General features: G+C 61.8%; 21 protein-coding genes. 14 read left to right on the forward strand and 7 right to left on the reverse strand.

The window, feature by feature from the left end; all coding sequences use genetic code 11:
* The first annotated feature begins 49 nt into the window (after positions 1-49).
* Positions 50-1,666, forward strand: coding sequence for an AMP-binding protein (locus O1Y97_RS08500; protein WP_318763723.1), 1,617 nt, complete (start codon positions 50-52; stop codon positions 1,664-1,666).
* Positions 1,667-1,781: 115 nt separating this feature from the next.
* Positions 1,782-2,546, forward strand: coding sequence for an SDR family NAD(P)-dependent oxidoreductase (locus tag O1Y97_RS08505; protein WP_183264556.1), 765 nt, complete (start codon positions 1,782-1,784; stop codon positions 2,544-2,546).
* A gap of 258 nt (positions 2,547-2,804) precedes the next feature.
* On the opposite strand, the gene O1Y97_RS08510 is transcribed toward O1Y97_RS08505, so the two are convergent.
* The gene (locus tag O1Y97_RS08510; protein ID WP_318763724.1) at positions 2,805-4,223 is read right to left on the reverse strand and encodes an ABC transporter substrate-binding protein; all 1,419 of its coding nucleotides are present in this window, start codon (positions 4,221-4,223) and stop codon (positions 2,805-2,807) included.
* A gap of 155 nt (positions 4,224-4,378) precedes the next feature.
* Positions 4,379-5,377 carry a LysR family transcriptional regulator gene (locus O1Y97_RS08515; RefSeq protein ID WP_183264555.1) on the reverse strand — a complete coding sequence of 333 codons (999 nt, stop codon included), beginning with the start codon at positions 5,375-5,377 and terminating at the stop codon, positions 4,379-4,381.
* Positions 5,378-5,823: 446 nt separating this feature from the next.
* Here O1Y97_RS08515 and O1Y97_RS08520 point away from each other — a divergent pair, with 446 nt between their 5' ends.
* From O1Y97_RS08520 to O1Y97_RS08565, 10 genes are all read left to right on the forward strand, one after another.
* On the forward strand, positions 5,824-6,624 hold the full coding sequence (locus O1Y97_RS08520) for a creatininase family protein (RefSeq protein ID WP_108606943.1): 801 nt from the start codon (positions 5,824-5,826) through the stop codon (positions 6,622-6,624).
* A gap of 5 nt (positions 6,625-6,629) precedes the next feature.
* Positions 6,630-7,436, forward strand: a complete 807-nt coding sequence (locus tag O1Y97_RS08525; protein WP_108606944.1) for an ABC transporter ATP-binding protein — start codon at positions 6,630-6,632, stop codon at positions 7,434-7,436.
* Positions 7,423-8,262: an ABC transporter permease gene (locus O1Y97_RS08530; protein ID WP_108609729.1), complete on the forward strand. Its 840-nt coding sequence runs from the start codon at positions 7,423-7,425 to the stop codon at positions 8,260-8,262. Before O1Y97_RS08525 ends, O1Y97_RS08530 begins: the two co-directional genes overlap by 14 nt.
* A gap of 15 nt (positions 8,263-8,277) precedes the next feature.
* Entirely contained in the window at positions 8,278-9,636 is a 1,359-nt protein-coding gene (locus O1Y97_RS08535) for an FAD-binding oxidoreductase (RefSeq protein WP_183264554.1), read from the forward strand.
* A 39-nt stretch (positions 9,637-9,675) separates the two neighbouring features.
* Entirely contained in the window at positions 9,676-10,710 is a 1,035-nt protein-coding gene (locus O1Y97_RS08540) for an ABC transporter substrate-binding protein (protein WP_246389727.1), read from the forward strand.
* A gap of 37 nt (positions 10,711-10,747) precedes the next feature.
* Positions 10,748-11,710, forward strand: a complete 963-nt coding sequence (locus O1Y97_RS08545; RefSeq protein ID WP_318763725.1) for a PDR/VanB family oxidoreductase — start codon at positions 10,748-10,750, stop codon at positions 11,708-11,710.
* 3 nt (positions 11,711-11,713) lie between these two features.
* Positions 11,714-12,373, forward strand: coding sequence for a TetR family transcriptional regulator C-terminal domain-containing protein (locus tag O1Y97_RS08550; RefSeq protein WP_318763726.1), 660 nt, complete (start codon positions 11,714-11,716; stop codon positions 12,371-12,373).
* A gap of 60 nt (positions 12,374-12,433) precedes the next feature.
* The gene (locus O1Y97_RS08555; RefSeq protein ID WP_318763727.1) at positions 12,434-12,817 is read left to right on the forward strand and encodes a carboxymuconolactone decarboxylase family protein; all 384 of its coding nucleotides are present in this window, start codon (positions 12,434-12,436) and stop codon (positions 12,815-12,817) included.
* 106 nt (positions 12,818-12,923) lie between these two features.
* Complete coding sequence (locus tag O1Y97_RS08560) at positions 12,924-13,343, forward strand: RidA family protein (protein WP_108606949.1); 420 nt, start codon at positions 12,924-12,926, stop codon at positions 13,341-13,343.
* Positions 13,344-13,379: 36 nt separating this feature from the next.
* The gene (locus tag O1Y97_RS08565) at positions 13,380-14,327 is read left to right on the forward strand and encodes a D-2-hydroxyacid dehydrogenase family protein (protein WP_318763728.1); all 948 of its coding nucleotides are present in this window, start codon (positions 13,380-13,382) and stop codon (positions 14,325-14,327) included.
* A gap of 60 nt (positions 14,328-14,387) precedes the next feature.
* Here O1Y97_RS08565 and O1Y97_RS08570 read toward each other — a convergent pair whose 3' ends face one another.
* Genes O1Y97_RS08570 through O1Y97_RS08590 form a run of 5 tightly spaced genes read right to left on the reverse strand, consistent with a single transcriptional unit; the run spans position 14,388 to position 18,939 of the window.
* A complete protein-coding gene (locus O1Y97_RS08570; protein ID WP_318763729.1) occupies positions 14,388-15,518 on the reverse strand; it encodes a Gfo/Idh/MocA family protein in 1,131 nt (376 codons plus the stop codon).
* Positions 15,515-16,591, reverse strand: a complete 1,077-nt coding sequence (locus O1Y97_RS08575; RefSeq protein WP_183264547.1) for a Gfo/Idh/MocA family protein — start codon at positions 16,589-16,591, stop codon at positions 15,515-15,517. The genes O1Y97_RS08570 and O1Y97_RS08575 overlap by 4 nt, the downstream gene beginning before the upstream one ends.
* 40 nt (positions 16,592-16,631) lie before the next feature.
* On the reverse strand, positions 16,632-17,441 hold the full coding sequence (locus tag O1Y97_RS08580; RefSeq protein ID WP_183264546.1) for a 3-methyl-2-oxobutanoate hydroxymethyltransferase: 810 nt from the start codon (positions 17,439-17,441) through the stop codon (positions 16,632-16,634).
* A gap of 38 nt (positions 17,442-17,479) precedes the next feature.
* Positions 17,480-17,797, reverse strand: coding sequence for a MocE family 2Fe-2S type ferredoxin (locus O1Y97_RS08585; RefSeq protein ID WP_183264545.1), 318 nt, complete (start codon positions 17,795-17,797; stop codon positions 17,480-17,482).
* A gap of 17 nt (positions 17,798-17,814) precedes the next feature.
* The gene (locus O1Y97_RS08590; protein ID WP_246389726.1) at positions 17,815-18,939 is read right to left on the reverse strand and encodes a fatty acid desaturase family protein; all 1,125 of its coding nucleotides are present in this window, start codon (positions 18,937-18,939) and stop codon (positions 17,815-17,817) included.
* Between the two features lie 199 nt (positions 18,940-19,138).
* Between O1Y97_RS08590 and O1Y97_RS08595 the strand changes: the two genes are divergently transcribed.
* Together O1Y97_RS08595 and O1Y97_RS08600 are read left to right on the forward strand one after the other, a co-directional pair.
* A complete protein-coding gene (locus tag O1Y97_RS08595) occupies positions 19,139-20,134 on the forward strand; it encodes a LacI family DNA-binding transcriptional regulator (RefSeq protein ID WP_183264562.1) in 996 nt (331 codons plus the stop codon).
* Positions 20,135-20,181: 47 nt separating this feature from the next.
* Positions 20,182-21,249, forward strand: a complete 1,068-nt coding sequence (locus O1Y97_RS08600) for an aldose epimerase family protein (protein WP_318763730.1) — start codon at positions 20,182-20,184, stop codon at positions 21,247-21,249.
* Positions 21,250-21,342 lie beyond the last annotated feature (93 nt).

Consider the following 21,342-nt stretch of genomic DNA (forward strand, 5'->3'; position numbering starts at 1 on the left):
GCGCTGGCTATCGTGCCAAGGCGCCGGCCGAAGAGGGGGAGAATTATCAATGCGTCTGGAACCACATCTGTCGGCGCGCCCGGCGAACTGCGTTGCGCTTACGCCGGTGGATTTCCTGCTTCGATCGGTCGAAGTTTTTCCGACGCGGCCGGCGGTTGCCTGGCGCGACAGACGTTGGACTTATCGCGAGTTTGCCCGGATGGTCGGCCGGCTTTGCCGTTTCTTGAAAGAGCGAGGCGTGCAGGCAGGAGACGTCGTCTCCGTCATGGCCGGCAACCGGCCCGAGATGCTTGCCGCGCATTATGCCGTGCCGATGATCGGGGCGGTTCTCAACACCGTCAACACGCGGCTCGATGCCGACGCCGTCGGCTTCATTCTCAACCATGCCGAAAGCCGAATGGTTCTTAGCGATGCCGCGAGCCGTGACGTTGCCAGCCTGGCCGCGAAGGCCAAAAACGTTCAATGCGTCGTTTTCGCCGACGATGGCGAACGGCATGCCAGCCTGGATGTGCTCGACCTTCTCGCCGACGACGGCATCGATATAGCGCTCGAGAATACGGCCGTCGTGGACGAATGGCAGCCCATCAGCCTGAACTACACGTCAGGAACCACGGGCGACCCGAAGGGTGTGGTTTGCCATCACCGCGGCGCCTACCTCAATTCGATCGGCAATGTCTTGGCCCTCGGGCTCAATTCGCGTTCCGCCTATCTGTGGACGCTGCCGATGTTCCATTGCAACGGGTGGTGCCACACCTGGGCCGTCACGGCGGCCGGTGCGCTGCATGTCTGCCTCGACAAGGTCGACCCGGGCGTTGTCTTTGCCGAGATAGCAAGACATGGCGTCACGCACATGTCCTGCGCGCCGGTCGTGCTTTACATGCTTCTCAATCACCCGGCTCGAGAAGGTCACGACCCGGCCCGGCGCGTCAATGTCGCCATGGGTGGGGCGGCTCCGACCAGCACCTTGATCAATGAACTCGATGCGTTGGGTTTTGACCTCACGCACCTGTACGGTCTTACTGAATCTTTCGGGCCGGTGACCATGCAGACGCTCGCCGAACACCAGAACTCGCTCGATGCGGCGGCGAAAGCCGTCGAACTGTCGAAGCAAGGCGTAAGGCACATTTCGGCCAGTCGCGTTCGCGTCCTTGATGACGCGGCGAAGGACGTGCCGGCGGATGGCGTGGCGCTCGGAGAGATCGTGCTGGCGGGCAACACCGTGATGGCCGGCTATTATCGTGATGCCGAGGCGACCGCCGCAGCCTTCCTCAACGACGTATTCCATACGGGAGACATGGCGGTCCGTCATTCGGACGGCAGCATCGAGATCAAGGACCGCTCGAAAGACATCATCATTTCTGGCGGCGAAAACATTTCGAGCATCGAGATCGAGAACGCGCTGCATCAGCATCCGGCCGTCCTGCTTGCTGCAGTGGTCGCCGCACCCGATCCCAAATGGGGCGAAACGCCCTATGCATTCATCGAGGTGAGGCCGAATGCCGGGGTCAATTCCGAAGAGTTGAAGGCATATTGCCGAGAAAGATTGGCGCCGTACAAAACGCCGCGTCACTTCAGTTTCGGTGAACTGCCAAAGACCGGCACGGGAAAAGTGCAGAAGTTCATGCTTCGCGCCCGCGCTAGGGAACTTGCAGCCGGCGCGGAATAGCGGCGCTGAGTGTGGCGTGAATCCGCCAGCAGCCTTGGCTGGCAACCCGTTGCCATTTTGCGCGACTTCGCGCGGCAGGGTTTCCATAACGAATTCAAAGACCTAGGAAAAACGCGTGGACCTTTTCAAACTTGATGGACGAGTGGCTGTCGTAACTGGCGGGAATGGCGGGATTGGGCTTGAGATGGCTCGAGGACTTGCGGCTGCCGGGGCAACTCCGGTTCTTGTCGGACGCAACCGGGACAAGGGAAAGAACGCGGTCGCCGCATTGAAGGCAGACGGATTTGATGCGCTGTTTTTCGAGGCTGATGTAACCTCTGAGAGCGAATGCAGGAAACTTGTCGCTTCCATTGTCGAAAAATGCGGCGGCGTCGACATTCTCATCAACAACGCCGGGATCGCTATCCGCAAAACTCCCGAGGACTATTCCGAGGCAGACTGGAAGGATGTCATCGACACCAATCTGTCGAGCGCATTTTACCTGTCACAGGCGGTATTTGACAGCATGAAGGCGAGGGGTGGCGGCAAGATCATCAACATCGCGTCAATTCTCGCGGTGTTCGGAGCGCCGTTTTCCGTTGCCTATTCGGCGAGCAAGGGTGGACTTGTGCAATTCACCAGAGCCCTGGCTACCGCCTGGGCATCTTCCAATATCCAGGTAAATGCCATCCTGCCAGGATGGATCGATACCGATCTGACGGTTTCGGCGCGCAGCGAGGTCGCGGGCCTGGCCCAGCATGTGATCGACAGGACTCCGGCAAAACGCTGGGGTCGGCCGGAAGAACTCGCCGGTCCAGTTGTGTTCCTGGCGAGCTCTGCGTCCGACTTCGTGACGGGCGCATCCCTGACCGTGGATGGTGGCTTCTCCGTGCAGGCATGAACGGAGAGGCGAAGGCCTCGATTGGCCAGCCTTGTGGGGTGCGAGAGCACCCACAGATCGACGCGCGCAAATTTACGCAACTGGTTTAGTGAGCGTCGCAAGCCCGAGTCGGTGGCCGCTGGCGGCACCTTTGGATCGGCGATTTGAGTTTACCTGAGCGGCCATAGTGACCCGCCAAGCCAACGGCAACTTTCGGCTTATTGCCGAAAGTTGCCTGGCATGTCGGTGTGGCTCGCGCGATGGCCCGAGCCGCTTCTGCTAGTTGCCTTGAGCCCGCTTGCGGATGTCGACGCCGACAGCCTTGTTTACGAACTTGTCGGTGACGACCTTGGCGAGGTCAATTTCGCCGGGCTTGTAGAGCCCGACTTCCACCATGTCGTCATAGAACTTGGAGAAACGCTTGAGATCGACAGCGCCGATACCACGTTCCACGGCGTCGCCGCCGTCGATGAGGCCCAGGCGGAGGATCTCGTTGACCTCGGCGTCGAGCTTTTCAACCGTCATTTCGGGATTGTCTTTTCGAATCAGGTCGTAGGCTGGGGTGCGGTCGCCATAGAGGAAATTGCTGTAGCCGATCATGGTCGCGTCGATGAAACGGCTGACCAGGTCGGGGTTGTCGTCGACCAGTTCGGTGCGCGTTTCAATGACGCTGGAGTAGGCCGACCAGCCATAATCTGCGAGCAGGAACACGTCCGGTTTGAACGCGTCGATGTAGAGCGGTTCCGACGTGGCGTAGGCCTGTTGAATGGATTCTGGATTGGCGAGGAACGGCGCCATGGTGTAGTTGTATGCCTTCACCTGATCATCGCTGAGATCAAACGCACGTTTTGCCCAGGGCCACCAACTGAATTGGGCAGGGCGCGCGACATAGATTGTTTGCGCGCGACGCATATCGGCGATGTCCTTGAATTTTCCCGGATGCGCCATCACCGCTATCGGGTCTTTCTGGAGCAGGGCCGCCACCATGACCGTCGGTATGTTCGCTCGGTAATTCTCCAGAACATTCTGTGGCACCGACAAAAGGAAGTCGACTTTTGCTGCGGACAGCAGAGCGCGGGTGTTGATCTGCGGCCCGCCCTGGACGATCTCGACGTCGAGGCCAAACTTCTTGTAAGTGCCGTCGGCGACCGCCTGGTAGAAGCCGCCATGGCTGCCTTGAGCCTTCCAATTGGTCGCGAATGCGACCTTGTCTTGCGCCTGGACGGTCACGACCGACCCAACCAGACCAACCACCAGCGACATCGCACAGCTCAATCGCTTTAGGCTCGTTGCTATCATTCCGTTCATTTTTTCTCCTCCCAGAGTTGCTTGCAGATAACGCTCACGTAGGCCCCGCCTGACGTTGTTTTTGATATACTCCTGTTGGTGGTTTGCCCGATTGGAGGTCCCGTCGAGGTCGTGACGGGCCTGCCCTTGTGCGGCGGGAAGGTCGGGTTGCGATGTATCGCGGCTGGTCGCGCCGACCCTCAAATGCGCGGTGCATTCTTTTGTTGTCGGGACCACTGTGCTGCAGATACCCAGTGGGTTCCATGCGCCTGCGGGGAACAGAAGATATGCTGGTTGGGCATAGCTGGCTAAGTCGCATGGCCCGACGGCGCTACTCTCCCAAAACACAGACAAGCGATCGCCGGTCGTGTCGGGCCGTCCTCCATGGACTGTTGCATAGATGGCCAGCAAAGGGAGATCGTCGCACGCGAGGCGGATTTGATCCGTGGCGCGGGCGGACCTATCGGCTCGTGCCGCCGGGACATGGCTGCATGCGTGGACGCGAACGCAATGCCGGGCCGCCGTGCGCCCGGTGATGCCTGCTGGTTATGCCAATGCAGTCCTGATCAGAGAACGCCCGACAGGGCGGCCTGGAGCCTTTCGGCGCAATCGCCAATCCTGGCCGTCGTGCGTTGCTCGACGTGACCTACCAACCGGCCGTCATTCAAGGCCAGGCTGACTTCGGTGCGAACCAGCTTGGCCAGTTCCCGCATGGCGCGTGTGGTTTGTGTCTGAAGCGAGAACGCAATCATGAAGTCTTGGCGCAGCCCTGGTTCGACGAGGCGGCGGAAGCCGAAATCGCGGTTGCCGACCTCCGGCAGGATCAGGCCGTGTGGCAGAACGGTGAAGCCATGGCCGCCGCGTACGAGGTTTTTTAGCGCAACCAACGCATCGACTTCCGCTTTGACATTGAGCTCGAGGCCAAGCTTGCGCATGGCACCGTCCAACTCGCGTCTCAAGCCGTGATGGCGGCCAACCAGCAGAAGAGGAAGCTTGGTCAGATCGCTGGTCGGAAAGACATCGGAATTGGGGGAAATTGCATCGATGTCATCGCGCGGACCGAAGAGAAACAAATCGACGGACATCAGGTAGTCCATTCGCATGTACGGTGAGCGCCTGGCGTGATTGATGACGGCCATGTCGATCCGCCCCGCGGTCAGCCATTCATTGATGAAGCCGGACAGCCCGTCGACCAGGTGTACTTTCACATGGGGAAACCGTCGCGAAAACTTGGCAACGATCTCCGCGCCGATGGCGGCACTTATGGACGGTGGCACACCGAAGCTGATCTTGCCGGTAGGCACGACGGAACTTTCCCTGAGCTCAGATCGAACCTGCTCCAGATCGCGGATGATCGGAGCAACGACGCTCTGAAGCTGCTTTCCTTCGCTGGTCAGCCGGATGCCGCGCCCATGGCGGTAGAACAGCTGAACGTTGAGTTCCTCCTCCAACTGGCGCATGCGCCTGCTTAGGGCTGGTTGGGCTATGCCCACCACCGTGGCCGCCTTAGAGAGAGACCCGCCCTCGATAATGGCGAGGAAATATTCCAGCTGACGAAGCTCCAATGCACCTGCCTCCACCAAGTTGGGTACCACGGCATGCCAGCCGGCATGCGTGTTGCTCTCGAAACAGACGTCTGATCTTTCGTACAGTATTTTTACATGTGGAAAGTACGCCTTGGAGGCGCGCCGTGTCAAACGGTGTGATTTGGCCGCTTTCGTAGCGCAAATACCGCGAATTGGGCGTTTCATGGCAGCGCGTTGAGGACCGCGCCGGGCCTGTTTGGAGGGCGGTCAGGGCGAAATGGGTGAGTTCCGAAGACTCCGTCCACTCTGCCGGTTGTGATGCAGGGCATGGCTTTCTGCGGTCCGGGGGCAAAACGGGGTGAAAATCAGGCGACGGTTAGATCCTTGTTCAGTGTGATGGCAGGTGGCTTGACACGAGGTTTGAACCAACGCAAAGTATTTTTACAAATGGTAAGGATGCCTGAAACCTGGGAGGTTAGGACACGATGCTGCGATACTGGGCCGACTATACAAGTGCCGCTTTCGCCAAACTCAAACGCGACGAGCTGATCGCCGTTTTGCCTGTATCGGCAATCGAACAGCACGGCCCGCATCTGCCTGTTTCCGTGGATACGACCATCAGCGAGGGCGTGGTCGCGGAGACTATCAAGCGGCTGCCGGACGATCTGCCGGTGGTCTTTCTTCCCGGTCAGCGCGTTGGAAAGAGCAATGAGCACAGCCGCTTCCCCGGCACGCTGACGCTCTCGGCCGACACGCTGCTGCGCGTGCTGATGGATATCGGCGAAAGCGTTGCGGCCTCGGGCGTACGCAAGCTGGTGCTTCTGAACAGCCATGGCGGGCAAACTGCTGTGCTGGACATCGTTGCGCGTGATCTTCGTGTGCGCCATGGCCTTTTCACCGTGGCGACCGCCACGCATGCATTCGGCATGCCGTCCGGCCTCTTCAGCGCCGCCGAATCGAGGTTCGGCATCCATGCGGGAGACAAGGAAACATCGATGATGCTGGCGCTGCGTCCAGACCTCGTCGACATGAGCAAGGCGGAGCGGTTCGTCGGGCTGCATGAGCGCCTGGCCGAGACGAATACGCATTTGTCCATCGGTCCGCTGACAAAGCTGGGCTGGCAGATTCAGGATCTGCATCCGTGCGGGGCCTGCGGGGATGCTGCCGCAGCAACTGCCGACAAGGGCAAGCAGGGGCTTGAGTTCGTGGCTGAGCGATTCGTCGAACTGCTGCGGGAGATCCATGAGGCGCCCCTCACATGGCTCACCAACGAGCCGGCGTGGTGACCGCAATGGGAATTGTACCTACCATGACGAAAGCCGACAGCCTGATCCGTATCAGCGGCGTCGACAAGCGCTTCGCCAACGGGACCGTCGCCTTGCGCGATCTGTCATTGGATATCGGCCAGCGGCAGTTCATCAGCTTTCTTGGGCCATCGGGCTGCGGCAAGAGCACGGCCCTGCGCATGATCGCCGGACTTACTGCGCCATCGACGGGTTCGATCGAGTGGAGCAAGGAGTCAGGCGCCGCCAGCAAGCACGTGCATGACATCGGTTTCGTTTTCCAGGAGCCGACGCTGATGCCCTGGGCGACGGTGTTCGACAATGTCTATCTGCCTTTGAGGCTTGTCGGAACCAGTCGCAAAGCGGCGCAGCCGCTCGTCGAGGAAGCCCTTGAGCAGGTCGGTTTGGCGAATTTCGCTGCCGTTTACCCGCGTGAATTGTCGGGTGGCATGAAGATGCGCGTCTCCATTGCCAGGGCGATGGTGACGCGGCCGCGCGTCCTGCTCATGGACGAGCCGTTTGCGGCTCTCGACGAGATGACGCGCGTCAAGCTCAACAACGACGTGTTGAGGCTCTGGTCGGAGCACGATCTGACGGTGATCTTCGTCACGCACAGCGTGTGGGAATCCGTCTATCTGTCCAATCGCATCATCGTCATGGCGGCGCGCCCCGGTCGCGTTGTCGACGATATCACCATCTCGGCTCCCTATCCGCGTGACGACGAATTCCGAATGTCGGCAGAGTACGCCGAGAACTGCAAGCAAGTGAGCAAGGCGCTGAGGAGCACGCTGGATGGAAACGATGTCGACCACTGAAAGCCAAAAGCCCCGTGCCGTGCAAGCGGCTGTGACCGGCAACGGCGAGCGATTCTTGCGGCTCGCATTGCCCTTGGCAACCATGTTCGCCTGGTTGGCGGCCTGGGAGTTTTACGTGTGGCAGCAGGCCGTGCCACCGTACATCCTGCCGGCGCCATCCCTTATTCTTCAGACCCTGGTGGAGAATTTTTCCTCCCTTGAGTCCTCGCTTTGGTTCACGCTGAGGCTGACGTTGATGGCTCTGGCTCTTGCCGTCCTAAGTGGAGCGTTGATCGGCACCGTCTTTGCCCTTTCGCCGCTGATTGAACTTAGCTTCTTTCCCTTCGCCATCATGCTGCAAGTGACGCCGATCATCGCCATCGCGCCGCTGATCATGATCTACGTGGACAGCACTTTTGCTGCGCTGCTGATCTGCGCCTGGATCGTCGCCTTCTTTCCCATGTTGTCGAACACCGTGATCGGCCTGCGCAGCGCGGATCACAATCTCAAGGCCTTGTTCCGGCTCTACCGGGCCACGCCCTGGCAGACGTTCCGCTACCTGCTTGCCCCTTCGGCTCTGCCCTTCTTCATGGCGGGTCTCAAGATTGCCGGCGGGCTGGCGCTGATCGGCGCGGTCGTTGCCGAGTTCGTTGCCGGTGCCTCCGGTCGCGATACCGGCCTCGCCTCCCGCATTCTAGAAGCGAGCTTCCGAAACGAGATTCCACGCATGTTCTCGTCCCTGGTGCTCGTCTCGATGTGCGGCATGGCGATCTTCATGATCAACATCTGGCTGTCGAAGCGGCTCCTCGGCTACTGGCACGAGAGCGAAATCAAGAGCGAAAGCTAGGTCGGGGAAATTCTGATGATACATACCCAAGCATCCTTTGACCTCAAGGCGCTGCAGGCCGATCTCCCTGGCATCACCCAGTCCACGGACCCGCAGCAGCTCAGGCTCAAATCTCGTGACTTCTACTGGTACTCACCGATCCTGGACGCCCGTCTGAAGGACTGTCGCGCTGACGTCGTGCTGCAGCCTCGCGATGAAGCAGAGATCGTGGCGATCGCCGCTGCGGCGGCCCGCCATCAGGTACCGCTTACGCTGCGCGGCGGCGGCACCGGCAACTACGGCCAGAGCGTGCCGCTGGCCGGCGGTGCGGTCATCGACATGACGAAGCTCGACCGCATCATCGAGGTTGGCGACGGCTATGTCCGCGTCCAGGCCGGTTGCCGCATCTCGGTTATCCAGGAAGCGGTGGAGCAACACGGCCAACAACTCATGATGTTTCCGTCGACGCAACGCATCGCGACGATCGGCGGCTTCATTGCCGGCGGCCTCGCCGGCATCGGGTCGATACGGCACGGGATCATTCAGGAATCGCACTTCGTCCGCTCCGTACGGGTGCTCACGGTCGAGGAGGAGCCACGTATCATCACGCTCGCCGGCGACGAGGTGGATGCGATTCTCCACGCATGGGGAACAAACGGCATCCTGCTGGAATTCGAACTCGGGCTGGTGGCTGCGGAAGACTGGATACACTGCATTACCCAGTTTGCGAGCTATGAGGATGTGCTCCGGTTCGGAAACGTCGTCCACGCCACCCCAGATCTGGATGTTTTCCAGTTGAGTGCGGTGGAGGGGCGTTTCGCTCCGTATTACGAGTCGCTCGGGTCCCATTTCGATGCGGCCCGCCATGCGATGTTTGGAGTCGTCAATCGGAGTCATCTTGAAGCGTTTCGTGCACTCGCCGCTTCGTTCGGTGGTGAAATCACTCTCGCCATGGACGAGGATGAACTTGAGCATGCGGAACTGCCTCCGATGCACGAATGCGCGTTCAATCACACGACGTTGCAAGTGCTCAAGAAGGATAGAGGCTGGACCTACCTGCAATTTGTGATGGCGCAGCCATTCGATCCGGAGCTCGTGACGCGCCAGATGGCACGCTACGGCGACGAGGTCCTGATGCACCATGAATTCACCAGGGTAGGGGGCGCCCCGCGGGTCTCTTGCTTGCCGCTCGTCCGTTACAGCTCGCAGGAGCGGCTTGCGGAACTGGCGCAGGAATTTGCCGCCGACGGCTGCCTGGTTCGCAATGCCCATGCCTTCACGCTTGAGGAGTGTGGCCGGGTCGCGGATCAGGAGCAGATAGCCATGAAGGGCGTCGCCGATCCGCTGGATCTTTTGAACAGAGGAAAGTCGGCCACGATCGTCGGGCGGGAGTGACGGTCACAATCGGCTACAGCTACTTGGGAGGAAAACACCATGAATGGGATGATTGAAACTAAACTCAAGCGTATGGGCTTGGCTCTAGCCGCTCTGGCTGGAGGTCTGATCGGATCGGGCATGGCGGCCCATGCGCAAGACAAGGTCGGCTTCGCCACCAACTGGAAGGCTCAGGGCAGTCAGGGTGGATTCTACCAGGCGATTGCCGACGGCACCTACAAGAAGTACGGCCTCGACGTCGAGATCGTGCAGGGGGGGCCGCAGGTCAACACCCGCGCGCTGTTGCCGGCCGGCAAGGTCGACTTCCTGTTGTCTCCGTCGCCTCAGAATGCGTTGGAAAACAACCGGGCCAAGATACCCACCACGATCGTGGCAGCCTTCTTCCAGAAGGACCCGCAGGCACTGATGGCGCATCCTGGCCGGTACAAGGAACTCGGCGACATGAAGGCGGCTCCGATGGTGTTCATCGGCAAGCCGGCGCAGTTCACCTGGTGGCCATGGCTAAAGCTGAAGTTCGGCTTCAGCGACGACCAGGTGAAGCCATACAACTACACGCTGGCGCCGTTCCTGACCAAGCCGGATTCGGTGCAGCAAGCCTATGCCACCGCGGAAGCGCTTTACGTCGACACGTTCAAGCCCGACGTATTCATGCTCGCCGACTACGGCTGGACTGCCTACTCGAACATCATCGAGACGCGCAGTGAACTCATCCAGGACAATCCGGACCTGGTGCAGCGCTTCGTCGATGCCTCGATCATTGGATGGAACAACTACCTCTACGGCGACCGCAAGCAAGCCTATGCCCTGATCCGCGAAGACAATCCGGAGATGACTGAAGAGAAGCTTGAGGCGGAGGTCGCAGAAATCCAACGGCGAGGCCTCGCCGATACGGGCGACGCCGTAGACAAGGGCCTCGGAGCCATCGATCTCAAGCGCCTTGCCGGTTTTCACGACGAGATGGTGGAAGTCGGGCTCTACAAGCCTGGCGAGATCGACCTCAAGACCGCCGTCACGGATCAGTTCGTCAACAAGGGCGTCGGGCTCGAGGTGCGGAAGCAACTTGAGACCAAATAACGCCTGCAAGCATGCAAGTGCCTAGTACGAGGATAGAATGACAACTCCTTCCCGGCTCCAGGTCGTGGTCCAAGAGATCATCGACGAGACGCAAGACATTCGCAGCTTCGACCTGCGGGCAGCCGACGGCTATTGTCTGCCTGCATTCGATGCGGGAGCGCATGTCGACGTCTATGCGCCGGGAGGGTACGTTCGGCAATATTCGCTCTGCAACGATCCGACCGAGACCGGGCGGTATGTGATCGCCGTCAAACGGGAACCGAACGGGCGAGGCGGTTCAGCGGCGATGCATGACAGCGTCAAAGCTGGTGATCGGCTCGAGATCAGCACCCCGCGCAATCATTTCGCGTTGGAACCGGGCTCGGCCCGTGTTCTGCTTGTCGGCGGTGGCATCGGCATGACGCCGCTGATGGCCATGGCGGAAACCCTGCTTGCAAGGGGCATCGACTTCGATCTTGCGTTGTTCGCGCGTGGACGGGCTTTTCTGCCTTTCGCCGAGCGCCTGGGGCGTCCCGAACTTGCGGCGCACATGCGGCTGCATTTCGACGCCGCTGACGAGCCTGAGAAGATCGACCTTGCCCAATTGCTGGGTGGAACTGCAGATGGTCGGCATCTCTATCTCTGCGGTCCGGACGGCTTCATGAAGGCAGTGCGGTCGCATGCTGCACACTGGCCTTCCGACCAGGTGCATGTCGAACATTTCGCGGCCAATAGAGAAGACGTGGCGGAAGGCGAGAGCCGGCAATTTGCGGTAATTCTTGCGCAATCCGGCAAAGAATTAGTGGTGCCCTCCGACAAGAGCATCTTGGATGTCTTGCGCGTCCACGGTATTGATGTTCCGACCTCGTGCGAGGAAGGTGTATGTGGTACCTGCGTGACTAACTATTCAGATGGCGAGCCCGATCACCGTGACTTCTGCCTGAGCCCGCGTGAGCGTAAGAACAAACTTGCCCTGTGCTGCAGCCGTGCGTTCAGCTCCACTCTTCGCATCGAATTGTGATCCATGAAAACAGCTGATGCACCACGCACGCCGTACTCCGCTGCCAAGCGCAAGCAGGTGCTCGACGCAATCTATGATGCGGCCATCGTGGAATTCTCGCTCCATGGGCCGAAGGGAGCGTCGACCCAGGGGATCGCCGAGCGCGCCGGCATCTCCAAGCAGCATCTCCACTATTACATCGACAGCAAGGAAGCGCTTTATGCCGAGGTGATGCGCCGCGCCATCACCCGATGGGGCAAGGGCATCACGCTTGCGGGCAAGCACGCCGATCCCGTCGAGGCGATCTCGGCGCTTATCCGCAGCAAGCTCGATTTCGCGCTCGATTTTCCCCAGGAATCCCGGCTTCTGACAAATGACGTCCTAAGTGGCGGCACATTCATGGCGCCGCTGTGGAAACAGTGGACGGCGCGGCGCCGCAAGGCTGCGCTCGTCGTCGAGCGCTGGATCAGCACCGGGCTTATCCAGCCCCTCGACCCGATCCTGTTCATGTTCCATCTTTGGGCGCTGACGCAATATTACGCCGACTATGAATCGCAAGTTCGCGCGATCATGGGGGTCAAGGATGGGCAACCCCTGGACCGCGAGCGCATCGTTGCCGAGGTGACGACTTTTGTGCTCCGTGGCTGCGGCCTGGATCCAGCCAGCGTGAAAAGCGAAGTCTGACGTTTATCGCCGACGCTGCGCCGCGCGAACGAACGCCATCAACATATCAAGGTAGAAAACGTGGACAACAAGCTGTTCGAACGCGGCGTGGCGAAGCGACGTGCGACACTCGGCGAAGATTATGTCGCTGCCAACCTCACCGAAGCCGATGAGTTCACGCGGCCCTTTCAGGAAGCGATGACTGCCTGGGCATGGGGCTTCGGCTGGAGCGATGACGCCATCGACGTAAGAACCCGAAGCCTGATGAACCTCGCAATGATCGGTGCTCTTGGGCAGATGCACGAGTGGAAGATTCACTGCCGTGCCGCAATGAATGCGAACGGCGTGACGAAGGAACAGGTCAGGGCGGCCATTCATGTGGTTGCCATCTACTGTGGCGTTCCACGGGCGCTCGAGTGCTTTCGCGTGGCGCAGGAAGTGATGGCCGAGCAGGCTGCCAACTGAGCCGCGGGATTTCCTGAAACCAGCAGTCGAAACAGGTCGCTCGCACGTCCCCTTCGTTCGAGAGACAGGGAGATGCGGCTTCGCATCCAGTGATTTGAGGCATGAGATGAATGACACCAAAAGCGCGTTGAGGCACCTTTTGCCTCAATCGATCCAGCCCCCACTCGCGGCCTATAGCCATGGCGTCGCCGTGGCTGCCGATTGCGAACTGATCTTCTGTTCAGGGCAATTGGGGATATCGTCCGATGGCGAAATCTCGCCTGATGTCGCCGAGCAGGCAGAACGCTGCTTCGACAACATCCGCGTCATTCTCGCCGAAGGCGGAATGTCCCTGGCGGACGTCGTGCGGATCAACGCCTTCGTCACCGACAGGGCCTACATGAAACCGTACATGTCGGTGAGGGATCGGCTTTTTCCCGACCCGGCACCCGCATCGACCCTGATGATCGTCAGCGGATTTACCCGCGAGGAATTCAAGGTCGAGATCGAAGTCGTCGCGGCCCGTGCCCGCATGACGCATGACTAATAGCTCATTCCGGGTGGTCCTATGTTGAATTGCGTCGTGCTTGACGATTATCAGGATGCAGCGAGAAAATGCGCTGACTGGGACAGTCTTCAGGGCAAGGTCGAGCTGACTTTTAGTCATCTTCCGATGGATAGCGTGAATACGCTGGCGACGATCGCCGATGCCGACATCATTGTTGCGATGCGCGAGCGGACGCGCTTCGATGCAGGCCTTTTGTCGAAGCTGCCGCGGCTGAAGTTGCTGGTCACGACGGGCATGGTCAATGCCGCAATCGACTTGGCGGCCGCGGCGCGACAGGGCATCACGGTTTGCGGCACTCGCAGCATTTCCACGCCGACGCCCGAACTCACCTGGGGTCTGCTTCTGGCGCTGGCCAGGCACATTCCGCAGGAACATCAGGCGATACGGACCAATGGCCATTGGCAGGGTACGGTTGGGGTCGATCTCGCGGGCAAGACCATCGGCATCGTCGGGCTCGGCCGTATCGGACAGGTGATTGCGCGCTATGCGAAGGCCTTCCAGATGGAGGCATTGGCCTGGAGTCCCAACCTGACCCACGCCCGTTGTCTCGATGCCGGCGTCACCCTAGCCCCGTCCCTGGGGCATCTGCTGGAAGCCGCCGATGTCGTCAGCTTGCATATGGTCCTCTCCGAGACCACAAGGCATATGATCGGCGCCAATGAGCTGCGAAAAATGAAACCCACAGCATTGCTGGTCAATACCTCGCGCGGTGGTCTCATAGATACCGAGGCACTGGTCGCTGCACTCGATGCTGGGGCCATCGGTGGGGCGGCACTCGATGTGTTCGATGCCGAGCCGTTGCCTGCTGATCACGCGCTCCGTCGCTCAGACCGGCTGATCACGACGCCTCATATTGGCTATGTGTCTGAAAACAACTACCGCGTCTACTATGGGGACGCGCTCGAGAATATCGGCGCGTGGTTGGGTGGAGCGCCGCTTCGTGTGTTGGCTGGGCCTGTCTAAATACGCGACAGACGGTCTTGCGGGTCGATTGAAACCTTGGAACGAGGCGTTGGTCCGGGCTCAGCCCGGAGAACGTTTCGCCTCCTCCAAGCCGCGAACGGCGCTGGGCACGACCGGTGTGCCGCGATGCGTCGAGGCGATCGCGGCGAAGGTCAGCCCAAGGCTCCGCAGATTGGCCCGGGCGCCGTTGAGCGGCTCGCGGCCGTCTTCGATGGCCGACAGAAGCTCCCCCATCGTGCCGGCAAAGCCGTCGTTGAACCAGCTGCCTGCGAGCGCGGGCCGTGCCGTACCGGCCATGGTCGTCAATTCCACCGCCTGAATGCCGAGGTCGGGGCCGGTGCTCGACAGGCTGCCTCCAGTGCCGGCGATGTAGGTGCGGTCCTGCGGGCCGAAGGGCGTCGCCCCGTCGAAGCCCAGAGAAGCCTGCCCACCGTCGAATTCGACCAGCGCCTGTGCAAGAAGCGGAGGCCGTGCCTCCTGTCCGGCGGCGCGGGCGCGGGTCGCATAGACAGAGGTGGCGCGGTCGCCGATCAGGCTCACCAGGAAGTCGAACCAATGCACGCCGAAATCATAGAGCACGAGATCGTCGATCGCTTCGAAGGGCGTGCCCTTGATCCAGCCGTGGTTCCAGTGGATCGAGACGTGGCAGGAGACGAGGTCGCCGATCAGGCCGGTGCGAACCGCCTCGCGCATCCAGGCGAGATGTGGCGCCCAGCGGCCATTCTGGTTGACGGCGAGCTTCACGCCCTGTCGCTCCGCAAGGTCGGCAAGGCGTTCGCCGGTGTCGAGGTCGAGCACATAGGGTTTCTGCGACAGCACATGCTTGCCGGCGAGAAGCGCCCGCTCGATCATGCCTTCGCGCTCGGCCGGATGGGTGGTGATGTCCAGGACCTCGATGTCGTCGCGGACGAGAACTGCGGCAAGGTCGTCGGTGATCGCCGCATTGGGAAAGAACTCGTCGCGACGTTCGGCGGCCTTGGCCAGCGTGCGGTTGCAGATGACGGCTACGTCGAAACCGGCTTTGCGATAGGCATCGAGATGGGCGAAGGAAATGCCGCCGGCGCCGACGAGCGCGATACGCGGCGCATAGGTCCTCGGCCGGGGCGGGCGATAGGCGAGGTCGGGGGCCGCGACCAGCCTGGTTTCGGCGGCCTTTAGCGCATAGGCGTCTTCGCTTGGTGTCCCGCTCATGGCAGCAACTCGACGGTGCGCTTGAGTTCGGCCGAAAGGGCAGCACTGTCGGTGATCTGCTGGCCGATGCGCGACAGGGTCGGGGAGAGCGGGCCCGAGATCGGCTGATCCTTCGCCAGGCAATCCAGCACATATTCGATCGGCGCGCGACGACCGACGGGGAGCACGTCGACCGGGATCTGGTGCGCCTCGGGCCGCGTGCGGGTCTGCACCGTGACATGCGGCTCGTAGTCGTAGCTGGAAATGGTGCCGTCCCTGCCGACGATGACGAAGCCGCATTTCGGCTGCGGCTGCAGCGTCCATGGGTCGGTAAAGGTGCCCCAGCGCGTCTCGAACCTGGAGAGGCCACTGGCATAGCGGCAGACGGTGATGGAATGCTGGTCGACTTCGATGCCGGGGACCTGGTCCACGACCGAAGTGACCTCGACCGGCTTGTCGCCGTTGCGGAACCAGGTGGCCAGCGTGACGCCGTAGCCGAGATAGTCGCGCAGGCTGCCGCCGCCGGAAGCCTTCTTGTACCACCAGGACTGCGACTTGGCCGCCTCGACTTCTTCCGGCGTGACCTCGACCTTGTCGGCGAGGTGGTAGAGCGGTCCGCGGTTGCCATCGTAGTAATGGACTTCGATGACCTCGCCGATGGCGCCGTCATCAATCAGGTGCTTCGCCGTGTTGTGGCTGGGATACCAGGCGAGCGGCCAGTTGATCGCCATCTGGCGCCCGGTCGGCTTCATCGCCGCGATCATGCGGTCGGCATCGGCCAGCGATGACGCGAAGGGCTTTTCGACCAGCACATGCACCTTGTGGCGGGCGACGCGCTCGACATGGTCGGCGTGCTCGGCCGTTGCCGCACAGATGATCGCGAGATCCGGCTTTGTCGCCTCGAGGCAGGCGTCCAGGTCGGTGAAAACGCGGTTCGCCGGGATGGAAAAGTTGGCGATCGCGGCAGCCATGCGCTCGGGCTGCCTGTCGTAGATGCCGACGATCTCGGCATCGGGATGCTGATGCACCTCACGCAGCAGGTCGCCCATATGCATGTGATCGAAATTGATGCCGGCAACACGCCATCTGGCCATTTTGTCCTCCTCGTCGTTCCGCGGTCCTTCCCGATCTGCCCTAGACCAACGGCATCTTTTCCATCTCGGCCAGGAAACGATCCTGCTCTGCCGCGTCCATGCGGACAAGGTGGCTGGCAGCGGGGTAGGCGCCGCTCGAAACATCGGCTGCATATTCGCGGAAAGCGGCGATGCGCTCCTGCTGCAGGCGCTGATACTGTGAATGAAAGTCGCGATAGACCTTGGAATGCCTGGGATAGTGGCCGTCGTGCTCGCCGAGCACGTCAGTGGCGAACAGGTATTGCGCGTCGCAGCCGGCGCCTGCACCCATCGAGATCATCAGCAGGCTGGTGCGTTTTGAGATCGCCTCGGCAACCGCGGGCGGCACGACCTCGATCTCGGCGGCAAAGGCCCCGGCCTCTTCCAGCGCTTTTGTCTGCTGCCAGACCATTATCGCCGAATCACCGGTCTTGCCGACAGCCTTGAAGCCGCCGGTCCAGGTGCGGCGCGACGGGATCAGCCCGACATGGCCGACGACGGGGATGCCCTCGTCACGCAGGCGGCGGATGATCTTCAGGCTGGCGCCGCAATAGACGGCGTTGGCGCCGAGCTTGAGCAAGCGGAAGGCGACGCGGAGATAGTCCTCCTCGGTGATGTAGGCACCGGGCTCGAGGCCGCCGACGACGAAGGGAGTGGGGCAGACGGCACGGAAGCCTTCAAGCGACAGCACCTCCGGCGGCACCGACAGCATGTCGATGCCGGCGGCATTGGCGGCAGCTGCCTCGTCGAGCGATTCGACCCTGAGCTTGGTGAGCTGGCGCTTGCCCTTGAGCGCGAGCAGGTCGGCGACGGTGGGCTGGGAAGACTGCATTTTCATCTCTTGGCTGGCGTTCGGGCTTGCTTGAAAGGTCAGGCGATCTGGATCAGCACGCGGCCGTCCTCAACCTTGACCGGATAGGTGGCGATGTCGACGCAGACGGGGGCGCCCTTGGCCTTGCCCGTGGTGAAGTCGAAGCGGCCGTTGTGCTTGGGGCATTCGATGATGTTGCCCATCACCAGCCCGCCGGAGAGATGCACTTTCTCATGGGTGCACAGGCCGTCGGTGGCGAAAAAGCGATCGTCCTCGGTGCGGTAGAGGGCAAAGGTGCGGCCGTCGTGATCGAAGCGGATCACGTCGTCCTGGTCGATATCGTCTGTGTCGCAGGCGTTGATCCACTGTTCCGGCATGATGGGTCTCCGACGGCCTATTCGGCCGGATTGATGATGGCGCCGTGGTTGTAGGGCACCGGCGTCTTGCCGTCGGGTAGGCGCCTGATGACGTGGAAGGCGGGCTCGCGCACCTGGCGCAGGATGGTCGGGATGATCTCGCGATAGGCGGCGATGGTGCTGGGGTAAGGCTCGGGGCAATCGTCCTTGATGGCCTCATGCAGCCTGGGCAGCGCGTGATAGGGCACCATTGGGAACATGTGGTGCTCCACATGGTAGTTCATGTTCCAGTAGAGGAAGCGGAACAGCGGGTTCATGTAGATGGTGCGGGTGTTGAGCCGGTGGTCGAGCACGTCCTCGGCGAGGCCGGCATGCTGGGTTAGGCCGAAATAGATGGTCATGAAGCCGCCGTAGAGGCTGGGCAGTCCGACCAGCATGGCGGGCAGGATGCTGCCCATCCAGACGCAGGCCACAATCACGGCGGCGAAGATCGCGAGATAGATGCGCGCCACCAGATAGACTTTCCAGCGCTCCATTTCCGGAATGAAGGTGGCCTCGTCCGGCTTGAGGCGGCCGGAGGCATGGATGAACAGCGACTTCAGCGTCATCAGGCTGCTCTTCAGGGCGAAGATGTTGAGCAGCAGGGCGACGACATCAGGCGGGCGCGGCACGGCGATCTCGGGGTCGCGGCCGACGATGATGGTGTCCGTGTGATGGCGGGTGTGGCTCCAGCGCCAGACGGTCGGCTCGCGCAGGATCATGAAGCTGGCGACGTAATAGAGCACGTCGTTCATCCAGCGGGTCTTGAAGGCGGTGCCGTGGCCGGCTTCATGCCAGCGGCTGTCGCTCGACGAGCCGTAGAGCACGCCATAGACCAGGAAGAAGGGGACGGCCCACCAGCTGCCCCAGAAATGGATGCCGCCGGCGGCGGACAGGACAAGCGCTGCTACCCAGATGGCGGTGTCGCGCAGGGCGGGGCCGTCGCTGCGCTTCATCAGCTCCTTCAGCTGCTTGCGCGGGATAGGGCAGGAGTACCATTCGGCGGCGGCGATGCCGTTGGCCTCGGCGAGCGCCGCGTCGCGGCCGATCAGGCTGTAGTCTCTGGGTGTCGGTGTCATGGTCGGCAGCATTTCAAAATCAGAAGCATCATAATGATGTTTCATTTTGATGCTATCGGCAGAAATTGCGCTGCGTCAAGCCTTGGCCGAGGCAAATGCAGATTGGAACCAGTGGGAAACCCGCGCTTCCACTAAAAAAGCATCATTTTGATATCAGGTTGACGTTGACCGGCCGAAATGGCCGCCATAGTTTGCGGCTGTTGCAATGCCGGAGAGGGGTTCCGTGGCCAGTTCGCGACCGAAGATGGATGAAATCGCGAGGCTGGCCGGCGTCTCGAAGGCGACGGTCGACCGGGTGATGAACAACCGTGCCGGGGTGCAGGATCACACCCGCAAGCATGTGCTGGCGATTGCCGCCAACCTGGCTGGCGAGCCGGCGCCGTCGGCATCGGGCACGGTTTGCCTCGATTTCGTGCTGCCCGGCGGCAGCAACGCCTTCATGGCAGATCTGGTCAGCCAGATCGAGCGCCGCGCGGAGCTGCGCGGCGATGTCGATGTCGTCATCCATCGGGTGGCCGGCGTCGACCCGGAGCAGACGGCGGCCGCGCTCGGCGGTCTGCGGGCCAATTGCCAGGGCGTCGGGCTGATCGGGCTGGACAGCCCGTCGGTGCGCGAGGCGGTGCGGCGGCTGATTGCGTCAAGCGTTCCCGTGCTGACGCTGGTGTCCGATATCAGTCATGTCGGGCGCATGAATTACGTCGGCATCGACAACCGGGCGGCGGGCCGCTTGGCCGGCTATCTGATCGGCCGCTTCCTGCCGGGCGCCGCGGGCAAGGTGGCGCTGCTTGCCGGCGCGCTTGCCTATCGCGGCCATGAGGAACGCGAGATGGGCTTCCGCCACGTGCTGTCGGAGAGTTTCCCCAGGCTCGACGTGGTTGCCGTGCGCGAGGTGCACGAGGACCCCGACAGGGCGCATGACGAGGTGCGGGCGCTGCTCGAGGAGCACGACGATCTGCTTGCCATCTATTGCATCGGCGCCGGCCAGGACGGCGTGGCGCGGGCGCTGACGGAAACGGGGCGTGACAAGTCGGTGATCTTCATCGGTCACGACTTGACCGACCAGACCCGGCACTATCTGCTGAGTGGGGTCATGGACGCGGCGATAGACCAGAATGCCCAGGTCGAGGCGCGCGAGGCGATTGACCGGCTGGTGCGCGCGGTGCGCGACGAGCCGAACATTCCGACGACGACCATCCGAATCCAGTCGGTGTTCCGGGAAAATATTCCGAGCGAGGTCTGAGCAAGTCGCCGGATATTGCGTAATCTCAGGGCCATAGGACTTTCCAGATGGATGTGATCTCGGCCGACGGCATCTCGTTGCGCTTCAACCGCGAGGGCGGGGTGATCGACGATCTGGCGATCGAATCTGGCGGCCAGACGATCCGGCCGCTGCATCGCGCGCCGTGGCTGGACAGCGGCGAGACGCTGCCCGACGGCGTGGCTCCTGTGGAGCAGCGGCTGGCCGGCGATTTCTTCTGTGCGCCGTTCGCGCGAAGCGAGCCCGGCGTGCCGATCCATGGCTGGTCGGCCAATGGCGACTGGGAAGGCGGCGAACAATCAGCCACGGCCGGCGGTGGCGTCAGCGCGGTCTACAGGCTCGAGCAGCAAGTTTCGGGCGCGCGGCTTGAAAAGGCGATTGCCCTGCGGCCCGGCGAGCCGGTGGTCTACCAGACCCATGTCTTCGAGGGCGGGACAGGCAGGCTGCCGATAGCGCATCATGCCATGATCCGGGTGCCTGGCAGCGCGCGGCTGAGCTTTTCGCCCAAGTCCGACGGACGGACGATGGCCGCTCCACCCGAGACGGACCCGGCGCGGGGGCGCTCGATCCTTTCCTATCCGCAATCCTTCACTGATCTCTCCGCCGTCCGTCGCGACGACGGGGCGATGGCGGATCTCAGCCGCTATCCGTTCGACCATGGGCACGAGGACATCGTGGTGCTGTCGGAGCAGCCGGGACGCCGCATCGGCTGGTCGGCGGCGCTGGCCGCCGAGGACGGGTTCCTGTTCTTTGCGCTGAAGGATGCCAGCGTGTTGCCGCAGACGGTGCTGTGGATGAGCAATGGCGGGCGCCGCTATGCGCCCTGGAACAGCCGCCACATCGCCGTGCTCGGTATCGAGGAAGCGGCGACCGGCATCCATCTGCAGCCCGGCGAGCATATGCCGGACGGCGTCGCCACCGACATCGAGCTTGGCGGCGGGCGCAAGGTCGTTCGCTATGCCTTTGGTGCAGTTCCGGCGCCGGTCGGCTGGAGCGAAGTCACCGACATCGAGATGTCGGGCGATGAGCTGACCATTGTCGATCGCAGCGGCGAGCGCTTGGCGCTGCCGTTCGATGGCGGCTTCTTCACTGGCTGACTGCGGCGTCTCGTGCATCTATTCGGCGATGATCATGCCTCAAAATGAGGTGTGTCTGCGTATCTGTGCGCCGCTTCCCCTGGCCGCATCCCA

It is taken from the genome of Aminobacter niigataensis, assembly GCF_946995915.1.
In the GTDB taxonomy this organism is placed as follows: domain Bacteria; phylum Pseudomonadota; class Alphaproteobacteria; order Rhizobiales; family Rhizobiaceae; genus Aminobacter; species Aminobacter niigataensis.

Bases quoted from the DNA above. Each gene is read 5' to 3' on its own strand.
- O1Y97_RS08595 (WP_183264562.1), top strand. From the start codon at position 19,139: ATGGATGAAATCGCGAGGCTGGCCGGCGTCTCGAAGGCGACGGTCGAC.
- O1Y97_RS08525 (WP_108606944.1), top strand. From the start codon at position 6,630: ATGGGAATTGTACCTACCATGACGAAAGCCGACAGCCTGATCCGTATC.
- O1Y97_RS08530 (WP_108609729.1), top strand. From the start codon at position 7,423: ATGTCGACCACTGAAAGCCAAAAGCCCCGTGCCGTGCAAGCGGCTGTG.
- O1Y97_RS08600 (WP_318763730.1), top strand. From the start codon at position 20,182: ATGGATGTGATCTCGGCCGACGGCATCTCGTTGCGCTTCAACCGCGAG.
- O1Y97_RS08575 (WP_183264547.1), bottom strand. From the start codon at position 16,591: ATGGCCAGATGGCGTGTTGCCGGCATCAATTTCGATCACATGCATATG.
- O1Y97_RS08540 (WP_246389727.1), top strand. From the start codon at position 9,676: ATGAATGGGATGATTGAAACTAAACTCAAGCGTATGGGCTTGGCTCTA.
- O1Y97_RS08570 (WP_318763729.1), bottom strand. From the start codon at position 15,518: ATGAGCGGGACACCAAGCGAAGACGCCTATGCGCTAAAGGCCGCCGAA.
- O1Y97_RS08580 (WP_183264546.1), bottom strand. From the start codon at position 17,441: ATGCAGTCTTCCCAGCCCACCGTCGCCGACCTGCTCGCGCTCAAGGGC.
- O1Y97_RS08535 (WP_183264554.1), top strand. From the start codon at position 8,278: ATGATACATACCCAAGCATCCTTTGACCTCAAGGCGCTGCAGGCCGAT.
- O1Y97_RS08550 (WP_318763726.1), top strand. From the start codon at position 11,714: ATGAAAACAGCTGATGCACCACGCACGCCGTACTCCGCTGCCAAGCGC.
- O1Y97_RS08590 (WP_246389726.1), bottom strand. From the start codon at position 18,939: ATGAAACATCATTATGATGCTTCTGATTTTGAAATGCTGCCGACCATG.
- O1Y97_RS08520 (WP_108606943.1), top strand. From the start codon at position 5,824: ATGCTGCGATACTGGGCCGACTATACAAGTGCCGCTTTCGCCAAACTC.
- O1Y97_RS08500 (WP_318763723.1), top strand. From the start codon at position 50: ATGCGTCTGGAACCACATCTGTCGGCGCGCCCGGCGAACTGCGTTGCG.
- O1Y97_RS08560 (WP_108606949.1), top strand. From the start codon at position 12,924: ATGAATGACACCAAAAGCGCGTTGAGGCACCTTTTGCCTCAATCGATC.
- O1Y97_RS08545 (WP_318763725.1), top strand. From the start codon at position 10,748: ATGACAACTCCTTCCCGGCTCCAGGTCGTGGTCCAAGAGATCATCGAC.
- O1Y97_RS08585 (WP_183264545.1), bottom strand. From the start codon at position 17,797: ATGCCGGAACAGTGGATCAACGCCTGCGACACAGACGATATCGACCAG.